The sequence below is a fragment of the Haemophilus sp. THUN1690 genome, assembly GCF_059704375.1.
The window spans coordinates 662238-677101 of record NZ_AP046582.1 but is presented as its reverse complement, the minus strand read 5'-3'; the positions used below and the strand labels follow the sequence as shown (position 1 = coordinate 677101).

Annotated in this window: 14 protein-coding genes; 7 read left to right on the top strand and 7 right to left on the bottom strand. The window is 37.5% G+C overall.

The window, feature by feature from the left end; translation table 11 throughout:
• Positions 1 to 79: 79 nt before the first annotated feature.
• The 6 genes from fnr (at position 80) to trpA (ending at position 5869) form a co-directional block, all read left to right on the top strand.
• Positions 80 to 853, top strand: a complete 774-nt coding sequence (fnr, locus tag AC6H22_RS03285) for a fumarate/nitrate reduction transcriptional regulator Fnr (protein WP_005634634.1) — start codon at positions 80 to 82, stop codon at positions 851 to 853.
• A 133-nt stretch (positions 854 to 986) separates the two neighbouring features.
• Positions 987 to 1916, top strand: a complete 930-nt coding sequence (gene uspE, locus AC6H22_RS03280; RefSeq protein ID WP_497515328.1) for a universal stress protein UspE — start codon at positions 987 to 989, stop codon at positions 1914 to 1916.
• A 199-nt stretch (positions 1917 to 2115) separates the two neighbouring features.
• Positions 2116 to 2952: a DUF4198 domain-containing protein gene (locus AC6H22_RS03275; RefSeq protein ID WP_497515327.1), complete on the top strand. Its 837-nt coding sequence runs from the start codon at positions 2116 to 2118 to the stop codon at positions 2950 to 2952.
• A 138-nt stretch (positions 2953 to 3090) separates the two neighbouring features.
• A complete protein-coding gene (locus AC6H22_RS03270) occupies positions 3091 to 3849 on the top strand; it encodes an SDR family oxidoreductase (RefSeq protein ID WP_118816855.1) in 759 nt (252 codons plus the stop codon).
• 17 nt (positions 3850 to 3866) lie between these two features.
• Positions 3867 to 5063, top strand: coding sequence for a tryptophan synthase subunit beta (gene trpB, locus AC6H22_RS03265; RefSeq protein WP_046953164.1), 1197 nt, complete (start codon positions 3867 to 3869; stop codon positions 5061 to 5063).
• Positions 5063 to 5869: a tryptophan synthase subunit alpha gene (trpA, locus tag AC6H22_RS03260; protein WP_118816854.1), complete on the top strand. Its 807-nt coding sequence runs from the start codon at positions 5063 to 5065 to the stop codon at positions 5867 to 5869. The genes trpB and trpA overlap by 1 nt, the downstream gene beginning before the upstream one ends.
• Before the next feature lie 50 nt (positions 5870 to 5919).
• Here trpA and AC6H22_RS03255 read toward each other — a convergent pair whose 3' ends face one another.
• Together AC6H22_RS03255 and AC6H22_RS03250 are read right to left on the bottom strand one after the other, a co-directional pair.
• The gene (locus AC6H22_RS03255) at positions 5920 to 6276 is read right to left on the bottom strand and encodes a DsrE/DsrF/TusD sulfur relay family protein (protein WP_118816853.1); all 357 of its coding nucleotides are present in this window, start codon (positions 6274 to 6276) and stop codon (positions 5920 to 5922) included.
• A gap of 25 nt (positions 6277 to 6301) precedes the next feature.
• On the bottom strand, positions 6302 to 7255 hold the full coding sequence (locus AC6H22_RS03250; protein WP_118816852.1) for an oxidoreductase: 954 nt from the start codon (positions 7253 to 7255) through the stop codon (positions 6302 to 6304).
• Between the two features lie 58 nt (positions 7256 to 7313).
• On the opposite strand from AC6H22_RS03250, the gene ybaK reads away from it, so the two are divergent.
• Positions 7314 to 7790: a Cys-tRNA(Pro) deacylase gene (gene ybaK / locus AC6H22_RS03245; RefSeq protein WP_005631703.1), complete on the top strand. Its 477-nt coding sequence runs from the start codon at positions 7314 to 7316 to the stop codon at positions 7788 to 7790.
• Positions 7791 to 7836: 46 nt separating this feature from the next.
• Here the strand turns inward: ybaK and recD are convergent, their stop codons facing one another.
• From recD to infC, 5 genes are all read right to left on the bottom strand, one after another.
• Positions 7837 to 9759, bottom strand: coding sequence for an exodeoxyribonuclease V subunit alpha (recD, locus tag AC6H22_RS03240; protein WP_118816851.1), 1923 nt, complete (start codon positions 9757 to 9759; stop codon positions 7837 to 7839).
• Complete coding sequence (gene recB, locus AC6H22_RS03235) at positions 9759 to 13367, bottom strand: exodeoxyribonuclease V subunit beta (protein ID WP_118816850.1); 3609 nt, start codon at positions 13365 to 13367, stop codon at positions 9759 to 9761. Before recB ends, recD begins: the two co-directional genes overlap by 1 nt.
• Positions 13368 to 13475: 108 nt before the next feature.
• The gene (rplT, locus tag AC6H22_RS03230) at positions 13476 to 13829 is read right to left on the bottom strand and encodes a 50S ribosomal protein L20 (protein ID WP_005596075.1); all 354 of its coding nucleotides are present in this window, start codon (positions 13827 to 13829) and stop codon (positions 13476 to 13478) included.
• A gap of 65 nt (positions 13830 to 13894) precedes the next feature.
• Positions 13895 to 14092, bottom strand: a complete 198-nt coding sequence (rpmI, locus tag AC6H22_RS03225) for a 50S ribosomal protein L35 (protein ID WP_005596065.1) — start codon at positions 14090 to 14092, stop codon at positions 13895 to 13897.
• Between the two features lie 210 nt (positions 14093 to 14302).
• Positions 14303 to 14800 carry a translation initiation factor IF-3 gene (infC, locus tag AC6H22_RS03220; RefSeq protein WP_428844780.1) on the bottom strand — a complete coding sequence of 166 codons (498 nt, stop codon included), beginning with the start codon at positions 14798 to 14800 and terminating at the stop codon, positions 14303 to 14305.
• Positions 14801 to 14864: the final 64 nt, after the last annotated feature.

The window sequence follows — 14864 nt, the reverse complement described above, 5'->3', positions numbered from 1 at the left end:
TCTTAAAATGACTATTTAGTGGTATGATTATTGAGTTAGATCAATTTTACACTAATTTTTCGAAATATTTGAGGCTTACATGAAAAATTTCGTTGCAGAAACCAAGGCAGGACGCCGGGTTCAATCGGGAGGTTGCGCTATTCATTGCCAGGATTGCAGTATTAGCCAACTTTGCATTCCTTTTACGCTGAACGAACATGAATTAGATCAGCTTGATAATATTATCGAACGAAAGAAACCTATCCAAAAATCACAAGTTCTTTTTAAAGCTGGTGATTCCCTCAATTCAATTTATGCAATTCGCTCTGGTACGATCAAAAGCTACACTATTAGCGAATCTGGCGAAGAACAAATCACTTCATTCCATTTACCTGGTGATTTAGTTGGCTTTGATGCCATTACTCAAATGCAACACCCTAGTTTTGCGCAAGCTTTAGAGACCGCAATGGTATGCGAAATTCCTTATGATATTTTGGATGATTTAGCAGGTAAAATGCCAAAGTTGCGCCAACAAATTTTGCGTTTAATGAGTAATGAAATTAAAAGTGATCAAGAAATGATTTTGTTACTGTCCAAAATGAATGCAGAAGAACGTTTGGCTGCTTTTATTCATAATCTTTCTAAACGATATTCTGCTCGTGGTTTTTCAGCTAAAGAATTCCGTTTAACGATGACGCGTGGTGATATTGGTAACTATCTAGGGTTAACAGTTGAAACTATCAGTCGATTATTGGGACGCTTTCAAAAACTAGGCGTTCTTACAGTGCAAGGAAAATATATTACAATTAATGATCTCAATGCTTTAATTGAATTAACTGGCACGAATAAAACCAAAATAACATTAGTTGAATAATTTTTAAGGCGTGAATTTCACGCCTTTTTTGTATTCATTAAAAATAAATTTTGCACTAGATCACCTTTTTGAAAATCGCACCTTGCCATTCAAAAGATTCTTTCTTATTCTATGGTGAGTTTTGGAGGTTATTATGAAATTTAAAAATATCCTGGTTGTTCTCAATCCTGAAAATGAAAAACAATATGCCCTTGCGCGCGCCGTACGTTTGGTGAAAGAACAAAAAAATGAAACTAAGGTAAAAATCACCGCACTTTTATCTGTATATGACTTATCTTATGAAATGTCGGCTTTACTTTCTTCTGAAGAACGTTCAGAAATGCATCAACAAGTAATCGAAAAACATCGACATGCGGTTCAATATTACTTAGATAAATATGCAGATCCTGAAATTGAATTGCAATCTCACATTGTTTGGAATAGTAATGAAGCTGAGGCGATTAAAGAAGAAGTCGAAGGCAATAATTATGATCTTGTGGTGAAATATACTAAAGATGAAGAAAGTTTTACCTCACTTATTTTCACACCAGTGGATTGGCAGCTTCTTCGTAAATGCCCTGTTCCTGTTTTGATGGTTCGCGATGGCGATTGGAAACATCAACGCCGTATTCTTGTGGCAGTAAATGTTTCTGGTGAGCAAGACTATCAAGATGAATTTAATCAAGAATTAGTGGAAACAGGCATGTCACTCGCTGAAAATCTAAATCGTGGTAATGTTCACTTAGTTGCAGCCTACCCTTCTGCTCCAATCAATATGGCGATTGATTTACCAGAATTTAATACTTCAGGCTATGAAAACGGTATTCGTGGCCAACATCTTATTAATATGAAAGCATTGCGTCAGAAATTTGGTATTAGTGAAGACCATACTCATGTGCATGAAGGTTTCCCAGAAGAAGTGATTCCTGAAGTTGCAAAAGAAATTGAAGCAGAGTTAGTAATTTTAGGCACAGTTGGCCGTACAGGTTTATCAGCTGCATTATTGGGCAATACTGCGGAACATGTGATTAGTAAATTAAGTTGTAATTTATTAGGCATTAAGCCATCTAAAAAGGACGATTAATAACAGCTATCTACATTTAGACATTCCCTAAGTACTAAGTATTTATGGAATTTTTTTATATGCTTTATATAGATGTTTTGTGATCTGGATCACAAATATTAAATTTTCTCTAAATCACCATTTAAATGATAGTTATTTTTATTTAATATTTGCGCTCATTTTATAAATGCTCACCTCTATTTTTTTATTAAGGAAAGGTATGAAAAAAACATTAATTACAAGTTTATTGGTTTTAGCTGGTGCAGCGCAAGCTCATGAAGTTTGGGTTCAAGCACCTGCAAAATTGGCATCAAGTTCTGTATTAAAAGCAGAATTAGCTTATGGGGACTACCCTTACGTAGAAAAAATTCCTGAAGCACGTTTAAAAATTTTTGCGCCAATGGAAATTATTCGTCAAGATGGTGAAAAACAAACCTTAGTTCAAAAAGGGGAAAACTATCAATATCAATCAGAGAAAGCATTGTCTGATGGCTCTTATTGGGTGACAGCAACTTATAAACCAACCTTTTGGTCACAAAATGCTGAAGGTTGGAAAATGGATAATTTGAAAGGATTAGAAAATCCAACTTATTGCGAACAAACCCAAATGTTTGGTAAAAGTCTTGTTACAGTTGGTAAAAAGCCATTAAATGCAGAAATGGCAATGACAAGAGTAGGTTTACCACTTGAAATTGTTCCTTTGCGTGATCCAAGCAAAGTGAAATCAGGCGAACCGTTCCCTGTTCAAATTTTCTACCAAGATCAGCCATTAGCGGGCGAAACTGTAACTGCAACCGCTGATACTATTGTAGTGAAAGATCTTGAAGCAAGTACAAGCCATCGTGAACCACAAGGTTTTTCAGGTAAAACAGATAGTCAAGGACGTGTGAATATCATTCCATTAATTGATGGTATTTGGAAAATTAAAGTCATTCACAAAATACCATTTGCAGATCAACAAATTTGTCAGCAATCTGCAAGCTATAGCACATTAATTTTACCGGTTGGTAAAGGATTGGCTAAACTCCCTCCAAAACCAGAACACCATCATCATTAATCTTGAAAGTGCGGTGGAATTTCACCGCACTTTTGCTTTTATTTTCCTTTCTTTTTCTTTAAATTTCTTCATAAACTCCTATATTTTTTTGCACTAGTGTAGTAGTATAAAAATATTATAAATAAAAAGGAGAGAATGATGTCTAAAATTGCCCTTATTACTGGTGCTACCGCAGGATTTGGTACTGCAATCTGTAGAACACTTATTCAAGCTGGATATTTTGTAATTGGTACTGGCCGTCGTACCGAACGTTTAACTTCACTAAAAGCTGAATTGGGTGAAAAATTTCTGCCTCTTGCTTTCGATATATCTGATCGACTAGCCACTGAAGAAGCAATTAAATCTTTACCTACACAATGGAAAGATATTGATTTACTCGTTAATAACGCAGGATTGGCTCTTGGCTTAGAATCTGCCGATAAAGCGAATATTGATGATTGGGAACAAATGATTGATACCAATATTAAAGGATTGGTGAATATGACTCGATTCGTTTTGCCTCAAATGGTCGAAAGAAATACGGGCCATATTATTAATTTAAGTTCAATTGCAGGTACCTACCCTTACCCAGGCGGTAACGTATATGGTGGTACAAAGGCTTTTGTAACACAGTTCAGCTTAAATTTACGTGCAGATTTGGCGGGTAAAAATATCCGTATTACCAGTGTAGAACCTGGGCTTTGTGGCGGTACAGAATTTTCTAATGTGCGTTTTAAAGGTGATGATGAACGAGCTGGAAAACTCTATGAAAATGTGCGATACGTTACGCCACAAGATATTGCAAACATGGTTTTATGGCTCAATCAGCAACCAGAACACGTTAATATTAATCGCATTGAAGTGATGCCAACAGCACAAACTTTTGCACCACTTAATGTGGCAAGAAATTCAAATTAAAATAATAAGGAAACACAATGTCAGAAACTCTTTTAAATCCCTATTTTGGTGAGTTTGGTGGTATGTATGTACCAGAAATACTCGTGCCAGTGCTTAAACAGCTTGAGAAAGCATTTGTAGACGCGAAAGACGATCCTGAATTCCAACGTGAATTTCAAGATTTACTCAAAAATTATGCGGGAAGACCGACCGCACTTACCCTTTGTCGTAACTTAACAAAAGGTACTAAAGCGAAAATCTATCTTAAACGTGAAGATTTATTACACGGTGGCGCTCATAAAACCAATCAAGTTTTAGGACAAATATTATTGGCTAAACGTATGGGCAAAACGCGTATTATTGCCGAAACAGGTGCGGGTCAGCATGGTGTTGCGACAGCCCTTGCTTGTGCTATGTTAGATATGCCATGCCGTATTTATATGGGCGCAAAAGATGTTGAGCGTCAATCGCCGAATGTATTTCGTATGCGTTTAATGGGCGCGGAAGTGATTCCTGTACAAAAAGGCTCTTGCTCTTTAAAAGACGCTTGTTGTGAGGCTATGCGTGATTGGTCAGCAAACTATGAAACCACCCATTATTTACTTGGAACCGCTGCAGGTCCTCACCCTTTCCCGACGATTGTGAGAGAATTTCAAAAAATGATTGGGATTGAGACGAAACGTCAAATTCTCGAACGAGAAGGTCGTTTACCTGATGCAGTGATTGCTGCGGTTGGCGGTGGTTCTAACGCAATTGGAATGTTTACTGATTTTATTGATGAACCAAATGTGCGTTTGATTGGCGTTGAACCAGCGGGGAAAGGCATTGAAAGCGGTGAACATGGCGCACCATTAGGTCATGCAAAAGTTGGCATTTATTTCGGGATGAAATCTCCTTTGATGCAAACAGAAGATGGTCAAGTTGAGGAATCCTACTCTGTTTCAGCTGGGTTAGACTTCCCTTCTGTTGGGCCTCAACATGCTTATTTACAAAGTATTGGACGTGCAGAATATCCAAGTATTACCGATGATGAAGCATTGAATGCTTTCCAAGAATTAGCTAAACATGAAGGCATTATTCCAGCATTAGAAAGCTCACACGCTCTTGCTCAAGCCTTAAAAATGATTCATCAAGAACCTAATAAAGAACAAATTTTAGTGGTAAATCTATCTGGCCGTGGCGATAAAGATATTTTCACCGTAGATAAAATTTTGACAGAAAAAGGAATGAAATAATGAGCCGTTTTGAAACTCAATTTGTTGCGCTTAAAGCAAAAAATGAAGGAGCATTTGTTCCTTTCGTCACCTTATGTGACCCTACTTTTGACCGCTCTTTTGAGATTATTTGTACGCTTGTAGATAACGGTGCAGATGCTTTAGAGCTTGGTTTTCCTTTTTCCGATCCGCTACTTGATGGCCCCGTGATCCAAGTTGCGAATAATCGTGCTTTAACTGCGGGCCATAGTACTGAAGATAGCTTTAGGTTATTAGAAAAAGTGCGGTCAAAATATCCAGAGATTCCGATTAGCTTATTACTTTGTGCCAATTTAATTTTTGCCAAAGGCCTAGATGATTTTTATCAACGTTGTGCAGAAGTCGGTGTTGATGCTGTGCTTGTGGCAGATATTCCGTTACTCGCAAAAGAAGATTATGTACAAGCAGCTAAAAAACACGGCATTCAACCGGTATTTATTTGCCCGCCAAATGCAGACGAAAAAACGATCCAAGGTGTAGCCGAAAATAGCGAGGGCTATACTTATTTAGTCTCACGCGCAGGCGTAACCAGTGCTGAAAATCAAGCTCACGCAGCAAATTTAGATACCCTTGTAGAACAGCTTAAGGCACATAATGCCCCACCAATTTTACAAGGCTTCGGTATTGCTCAACCAGAGCAAGTTAAAGAAGCGTTGTCTTTGGGCGCTGCCGGTGCGATTTCAGGTTCGGCAACGGTGAAAATCATTGAGCGAAATTTAGATAATCACGAGCAATGTTTAGTTGAATTAGCTGAATTTGTTCAAGCAATGAAAGCCGCAACAAAATAAGCAAAAAAGAACCCGCACTTGCGGCGGGTTTCTTTTATCTATCGAGAAAATTAAAAATTTAATACTTTGTCAGCTTCCATCGTCCAGTCTGCCAGCTCTACCAACGTGCCGATTTCCACGCCTTCTGCCAACGGTAATTCAGTGATACCACGAGCATTTGTACAGGTTTTACAAAGTTTAATTGTTGCCCCTTGTGCCGTTAAAATTTCCAACATTTGTTGTAAATGATACCCTTCTGCTGGATTTTGTTTTGCTAAACCGCCAGTTACCGCATCAGACATTAAAAATATTTTTAAATTAACCGCACTTTTATGTTGCTCTTGCAACTGTAACGCCAAACGTAATGCACTAAAAAAATGCTCGTCACCATAAGGGGATGAATGGATAATAAATAGAATATTTTGCATACTCTTCTCCTTAATTTTCTTGGTATTAATAACCTTGCTGATAAATTCCTTCCAACAATTTCACTGAAAGCAGGGCGAGATTAAAGCGTTGTTCATCCGCCACAGACCAGAATTCTACACCATTTTCTACCGCACTTATTTGACTTAAATGAAGTTTTACTGATTCTTCGCCATTTTCTTGTTCTCCATTAAGAACAGGCGTAATTAAGGTTTCTTCTAAAGCGACAAGCTCGCTATTTTGAGGCTGATAGTCGAAATCATAATCTGAAAGTGCGGTGACTTTTTGTGCCAATCCATAAAATACAGGTACTTGGATTGCATGGAATGTGGCACGCTCTAATTGCGGAAAAATTCGTTGTAATTGATTTGATAAATTAGGTGCTTGATACGGATAAACATCAAACGCTAAGCGCGTTTCTTCTTCATCCAATGGAATACCATTTAATAAACGGGCTGTTTGTCCCGCAAGTTTCGTCACGGTTTCTGCATCCGTATAAGAAGCCGGCAATAAAGAAGTGACAAACACTTGATTGAGATTGATCTCTTGTAGAATAGGGGCAAGCGTTAAAGCAAGTTGGCTTACTTGTGGGTCAGGTAAGCTAACAATGTTACGTTGTCTTAGTTCTAAAAGCTGTGATTCATTTACCGTTGGAACAACTACAGGTACATCCGAAAGCGCACTGCAAACGCCTAACATATCAATGACAATACAGCCCTGCTCCGCTGCTTGCGCAATATGGGAAACTTGCTCAAGTTTTCCTGCAAAAAAGACATAATTAAAATCAGCCCACTCAACTTCATTTGGCGAAAGTTGTTCAACGCCTTTATTGCGAAAACGAATATTTTGTTCTTCTTCAAAAGGTGTTATTTCAACAATAGAAACGTTACTAATTTCAAGCGCACTTTGTTCTAAACGCTCTACAATTTTTTCATTTAATTCAAATTCTGCTGCTATCGCAATATTTAAGGTTGCGTCCATTTTTCTCTCCGCTGTAAAATAATCGGCATTATTTTACACCAAAACCAGGAACGAAATAATGACACCTGCAATTGATTTACTTAAAAAACAAAAAATTCCTTTTATCTTGCATACTTATGATCATGATCCGAATAATCAACATTTTGGTGATGAAGCGGCAGAAAAATTAGGCATTGATCCTAACCGCTCTTTTAAAACGTTACTTGTGGCGGAAAATGGCGATCAGAAAAAACTTGCTTGTTTTGTGCTTGCAACGGCCAATATGCTGAATTTAAAGAAAGCAGCAAAATCTATCGGTGTGAAAAAAGTAGAAATGGCGGATAAAGATGCAGCACAAAAAAGTACAGGTTATCTTGTAGGAGGAATTAGCCCGCTCGGTCAAAAGAAACGAGTGAAAACCGTGATAAATTCAACCGCACTTGAGTTTGAAACGATTTATGTTTCAGGCGGAAAACGTGGGCTAAGCGTAGAAATTGCACCACAAGATTTAGCAAAAGTATTAGGTGCAGAATTTACTGATATTGTTGATGAATAAGTGATGGGCTTATAAATTTAAAGGCGGATTCATTCCGCCTTTTTGACTACTTCAACTCTTCCAATAATTTACCCAATCCGCTCTGGCGTCTCACTGTTTGGAGAATTGCTGTTTTCCATATTTTTTCATCGGCAAATATAGTGAGTTCTTTTTTCGCACGAGTCACGCCCGTGAAAACTAATTCTCGCGACAGTACTGGATTCACTTCTGTTGGAAGCACCATGACAGTGTGTTCAAATTCGGAACCTTGAGATTTATGAATCGTCATCATAAAAGCGGGCTCATGTGCTGGAATTCGGCTTGTCAGCACTTCTCGATTGCCAAACCATACTTTGCCATTTGCCAAGCAAAGTCCAATATCGCCGTTATAAAGGCGAACATTATGATCGTTTTCATTAATCATAATTGGCTTGCCGATATACCAATCTTGTTCATTACGGAACCAAAGCAATTTTTCTTCTCTCAACGCTAACGCGATTTCTTTATTGAGATTTTCAACACCTAACTTGTTATTACGAAGTGCGGTTAAAAATCTCACAGAATTAAATTGTGATTGAATAGCTTCAGCATAGGAAATACCTTGCTCATTTTTAGCGTTAGGATCAATTTTTTGTTTACGTAAATCGTCTAACATTTTTAAGAAAGTGCGGTAATTTTCCACCGCACTTTTTACTACTTGATTGACCGCATCACTTTCATCATTTAAGGCATTAAAGTGCAATTCTTGTGGATAATGTTCAAATAACCCAAGGCTATCGTCTGCTTTGCCTTTTTGAATGAATTCAGCCAATTTTCCAATGCCTGAATCTTTATCAAAACGGCGACTTTCTGTTAAATGGCATAAACAATCACGTATTGGATTTGAACAATCAGCACCTTTTACTTCGTAGCCTGTTGTCGCTTGTAAATACGCAGCTTGTTCATGACTATAAGGTTGATTAACAAATTGTGCCAATTCCCCCAATACAGCCCCCGCCTCAACAGAGGCTAATTGCGCCTGATCGCCTAATAAAATTAATCGGGTTTCAGGCTTTAACGCATTGATAAGTTTTGCCATCATCGGTAAATCAATCATTGATGTTTCATCAACAACTAATACATCTAACAGTAAAAGGTTATGGCTATTATATCGTGTGTAATCATTAAAGGCATTCACACCCAGTAAACTATGCAAAGTGCTGGCTTTTTGTGGAATCGCATTGAAAAGTGAATCGGACAAATTCATTTTTTCTTGCATAAAACCTAACGCATTTTTAATCGACTCTTCCAAACGAGAGGCTGCCTTACCAGTCGGCGCAACCAATTTGATATGTAATTTACAATCAAATAATTCTTGTAGAGCGAGCAATAAACGCGTAACTGTAGTGGTTTTTCCTGTTCCTGGGCCGCCTGTAATAATCGAAAATGGACTTTTAATCGCCGTTGCCACTGCCACTTTTTGCCAATCTGTTTTCTCCTGTTTTTCAGGGAAATATTTGTCTAATTTTTGACGAATTTCATCATAAGAAAAGGCTAAAGTGCGGTGTTTTTTTAAAGTATTTTTTATATATTGTGCGATACGGTATTCATCTTGCCAAGCGCGATAGAAATACAACGCACCAAATTGAAATGCCATGGGCGCAATTTGACTGACGGGATCTTGCGTAAATGCCATATGCCCGCGCAACGCATTTTGCCAATCTTTCACAGCTAAATAACCTATCTTTTCACGAATTTCAGCCAAGTAATCTTCTTCCGTTGTACGATAAGCCAAGCCAAATAAATTATGTTCTAAATAGCGATCTAATTGGCTGCAAGTATTTCCCTGCGTATAGAGCCAACTACAAAGTGCGGCTAATAATATGGCTAAATTTTTGACTGGTTCTGCATAATTCGTATGACATTGTTTATCAGCTATCAACTTAGCAAAATAATAATCACCTAGAGAAAGAATGCCCTGCTCTTTAAGTTTGTGTAATACAGATAACATTAAAACACCCCGTCTAATTCTGTGATTAATTCAACGCTTGGACGATCATAAAATACGCCAGATTGTAGCTCTCCGTTCATTCCACGTAAGAAAAGATAAAATACCCCGCCGAAATCTCGCGCATAATCGTAATGAGGCACAACGCTTTGTAAATAACGATGCAATGCCAGCGTATAAATTAAATATTGCCAATCATAGTGACTGTGTAACATTTCTTTTTTCAATGCCTCTTGATTGTAATCAGCAAGGGTTGAACCTAAGAAATTAGATTTATAATCAACAAGATAATATTTCCCATTATGGCGGAAAACTAAGTCAATCGAACCTCGCACCATGCCCTGAATTTGTTCAAATTGAAGTGGCTCGCTTGGTAAATGATGATGGGCTTTCAACGTACGATTAAACGCTTCAACATCAAAATGTTCCCGAATAGCCAGATAAAATGGCATTTCTTTAATGCAATCTTTATTTGCCAAATCAGCTAATGCTATTCCTATTTCATTAGAAAGTGGCGTATGTGAAATCTGTTGTAGCCAATTTTGTAGCGGCTCTGTAAAAGTTTCATCTAACTGTAAAGATTGTCGTAATTTGTCAATTTCTTCTGTATTTGCTAAATCAGAAAAATAGCAATTTTCAAAATGGCGATGCAATGCAGTCCCGACTTGTTTACCTCGTGGTAAATCTAAAATGTTTGATTCATTTTCGCTTAAAAGTGCGGTCGAAATTTCAATCGAATTTTGGCTGTCATAATCTTTTGCGTCATCAAAAACAGCGTGTTTTTTCCCTGCACTTTCAGTGAAATAATTTTGTCGGCGATGACCTTGTTCAATTGAAGTAAAACTGGTTATTCGCCAATCTTGCTCAATATTGCCAGTAAATTCTGAGGCTTTAAGCTCATCATTTTTTGTATTGATAGATAAAGCCGGAAAAGCCTCTAGATTTTGCGTAGTGCAGATTTCCACATTATCTCGCATTTTTTCTTTGAAGGCTTGCAACAATGTTTCGGTATCTTTAGGCGCTGATAACGCTATTTCCTTGCCTATTTCACCTTGGCTTAGTACATAATGTAAGGCATTCCATTTTTTATCAAATTGCGCAGGCAAAGCGAATGCCATTTGATATTTGGCACGTGTTAAAGCTACATAGAGTAAACGTAACTCTTCCGCAAAAGTTTCTTCATAAAGTGCGTTTAAATTGCGATTTTCTATATCCCATAAGGTTTCATCTCGTTCTTTAGAATAATAAACATTCATGTCACCAGCCGTTGGAATTTTGCTTGATACAGCTAAAAATGGTAGCCAAACTAAATCGTACTCTAAGCCTTTAGATTTATGGATACTCACGATTTTTACCAACTGGCGTTCGCTTTCTAAACGAATTTGAGCCTCTTGACGACCTTCGCCTTGAATTTGTTTTTCAAACCAACTGAGTAATGCCGCTTCACTTTCGTGTAGCGTGGCAGCTTGTTGTAAAATTTCTGCCAAATGTAGGAAATCCGTTAAATCTCGCTCGCCCGTGGCTTGGTTTAATAAGCGTTCTGAAATGCCTTGTTCCAATAAAATTTGGTGTAGCATGGCCAAGATTCCTTGGCGTTGCCAAGTTTGTTGGTATTGAGTAAAGCTATCTGCCCAACGTTGCCAGTCTGCCTCATTTTGCTGAATTTGATGAATATCCGCTGCATTTAAGCCAAAAAGTGCGGTCGCAATCGCATTCAAAATTGGACGCTCAGCAACATTTAAACAAGCTTTTAAAATTCTGAGTAACTCCACAGCTACATGGCTATCAAAAACACTACTTTGATCTGAAAGATAAACGGAAGCAATACCAAGTTTTTGTAGCTCTTGAATAACATATGTGGCTTCATAACGATTTTTTACAAGTACAGCAATATTTGCCGCTGGCAATGTTTTACAAGTATCTTCATTTTGAAAAACTGCCTGATTTTCTGCCGCACTTTTTAGCCAATGTTGAATGGAGATAGCACATATTTTTGCCATTTCAGTTTTATTCACTTTGTCACTTTCGGTTAGATAAAAACGATAAGCTGGTTCGGCTTTACCGTTTAAATAAAATCGCAGATGATCATCACGAGAATCAACAGCAGTAAAGTTAATATTTTGATAAATAAATGGCGATTGAGGAAAATCAAACAACGCATTTACGCCATCAACCAAATGCTTCTCTGAACGATAATTTTTAGTGAGTTCAAAACGAGATTGGGCTTCATCTGATGCTTTTAGATAAGTAAAAATATCTGCGCCACGGAAACGATAAATCGCCTGCTTCGGATCGCCAATCATAATAAAACCGGTATTTTTTTCGGGATTATCACGATAAATTTTTGAAAAAATAGCGTATTGTTGTGAATCCGTATCCTGAAATTCATCAATCATCGCAAAAGGATATTGGAAACGAATCATTTCCGCTAATTCATCCCCTTGCGCTCCTTGCAGGGCTTCGCAAAACAAGCGTAATAAATCATCAAAGGATTTTTCTTGGTGATTAAGTTTATAATCTAAAAGTTTTTGTTGTAAGCCTTGTCGATAATGATAAAGAATGATTCTGCGAAGTAAATCTGGGGACATTAAAGCATTTGCACGCTCTTCTAATTCAGTAAATACAGGTGCGATAAAGGAAGATGCGCCCTCCTCACCTTTTTCACCTAAAGCTGATTGAGTGAAATACGACATCAAGGTTTCATTTAGTAAATAATCACGCGGATTATTTGCCCAGGCGTTTACTTGCTCAATCCATTTCGCCAAACGCGATGTATTATAGCTTCGACGACTCAAGGATTTAGGCTCATCTTTTGCATAATTTTTATTCAATTCTTCTGTAATTAATTCAGAAATTTTACCCGCACTTTCTAACCAAAAGCGTTTTAGTGCCTTGATATCTTTAAAATACTCACCAAGATATTGGTGCAAAAATTCTGTAATAGAAATAGATAATGCCTGTTGGTTCTCCAAATCAACAATTAAATTTTTGCCTAAATTAGATTCTAATAGGGATAATACGTAATCTGGTGATCCTAGTTCATTCGCAATAAAATCAGCCATTTCAAAAGGCAATGGATAAAAATGTTCTCGCCAAAATTCATTAGCAAAACGAACTAACAAATCAGATTGATCTTTAATTAATTCTAAATTGAAGTGAATGCCAGAATGAAAAGCATATTGCATCAACATACGGCGACAAAAACCGTGAATGGTATAAATCGCTGCCAAATCCATATTTTGCTCAGCTAATTTTAAACGATGAATTGCCTCAAAAATATCTAAATCATGACAAAGTGCGGTAAGAAATTTATCATTTTTAAATGCGGATTTATCTTGGGTTTCTGCAAAGGCAGTGAGTTTATCAATCGCATCTGTTATACGCTCACGAATTTTTTTCTTGAGTTCTTCTGTTGCCATTTCCGTAAAGGTTACCACCAGAATTTCTTCCACATTTAACGGACGAGAAAAGTTATTTTCCCCTGCCTTTAATAAAAGTCGGAGATATAAAGAACCAATAGTGTAGGTTTTCCCCGTACCAGCAGACGCTTCAATTAAGCTAATTTGATTTAAAGGCAACGTGATAGGATTTAGTGGGAGTGTTTCGGCCATAGATTTTAACAGATGACAACTAATGGCATTATTTTACAAAATTTGAAGCCATAAATGCAAAAAAGGACGCTTTTCAGCGTCCTAATTCTTTATCTAAACTTTAAAAAATTAAAGTGCAGATTTTGCTTTTTCAACTAATGCAGCGAACGCTACTTTGTCGAATACAGCGATATCAGCAAGAATCTTACGGTCGATTTCAACAGATGCTTTTTTCAAGCCGTTGATGAATTTGCTGTAAGATAAACCATTTTGACGCGCTGCAGCGTTGATACGTGCAATCCATAATTGACGGAATTGACGTTTACGTTGACGACGGTCACGATATGCGTATTGACCAGCTTTGATCACCGCTTGGAAAGCAACGCGATACACGCGTGAACGTGCACCATAATAACCTTTAGCAGCCTTAAGAACTTTCTTATGGCGTGCTCTTGCAATAACACCACGTTTTACACGAGCCATTATTTAATCTCCTATGTAATATTTTTCTAAAATGAACTAATCGTACGTTTTGCTTAAATAACGGCTTATGCGTATGGTAAGCAAGCTACTACTAAAACTTGGTCTGCTTTCGCAACCATTGATTTATGACGTAAATGACGTTTACGTTTAGTTGTTTTTTTAGTCAAAATATGACGTAAGTGAGATTGTTTACGCTTGAAACCACCAGAAGCAGTTTTTTTGAAGCGCTTCGCTGCGCCGCGTACTGTTTTGATTTTAGGCATTGTTAAAATAACTCCGCATTTTTCGTTTAAAACAACATAATCAGGCGAACTTAAAAAGTTACTTGGAAGCACTGATCATTTCCATCATTAGGCAAATTCAATTGCCTTTTCAAAAGCAGTTAGGCTGCGTAGTGTGCCCAACGTGCAGTTGTCTTTTCATTTAAGTCAAACTTAAACAAAAAGATTTGCTGAGAAATCTCAGCAAAATTCTTATTTTTTCTTCGGTGCTAACACCATTACAGCCTGACGGCCTTCTAATTTACCCGGTGCAGATTCAACCACAGAGATTTCAGCTAAATCATTTTTTACTCGCTCTAACACATCAAAACCGATGTCTTGGTGAGCCATTTCACGACCGCGGAAACGCACGGTAATCTTTGCTTTGTCACCGTCTTCTAAGAAACGGATTAAGCTACGTAACTTAACTTGATAGTCACCTTCGTCTGTACCCGGGCGGAATTTAATTTCCTTAACTTGCACAACTTTTTGTTTTTTCTTTTGTTCTTTAGCGGTTTTACTTTTTTCGTAAAGGAATTTACCGTAGTTCATAATGCGACAAACCGGCGGCTCTGCATTTGGGCTAATTTCAACAAGATCAAGCTCTGCTTGCTCTGCCATTTCTAGGGCTTGTTGAATAGAAACAATCCCTGCTTGTTCACCATCTTGGTCAATTAAACGAACTTCTTTTACACGAATCTCTTCATTGATACGGTTTGGGCGATTTACTGCCGGCGCTTTTTTTACGGTTTTAATAATCGTATTCCTTCTATTG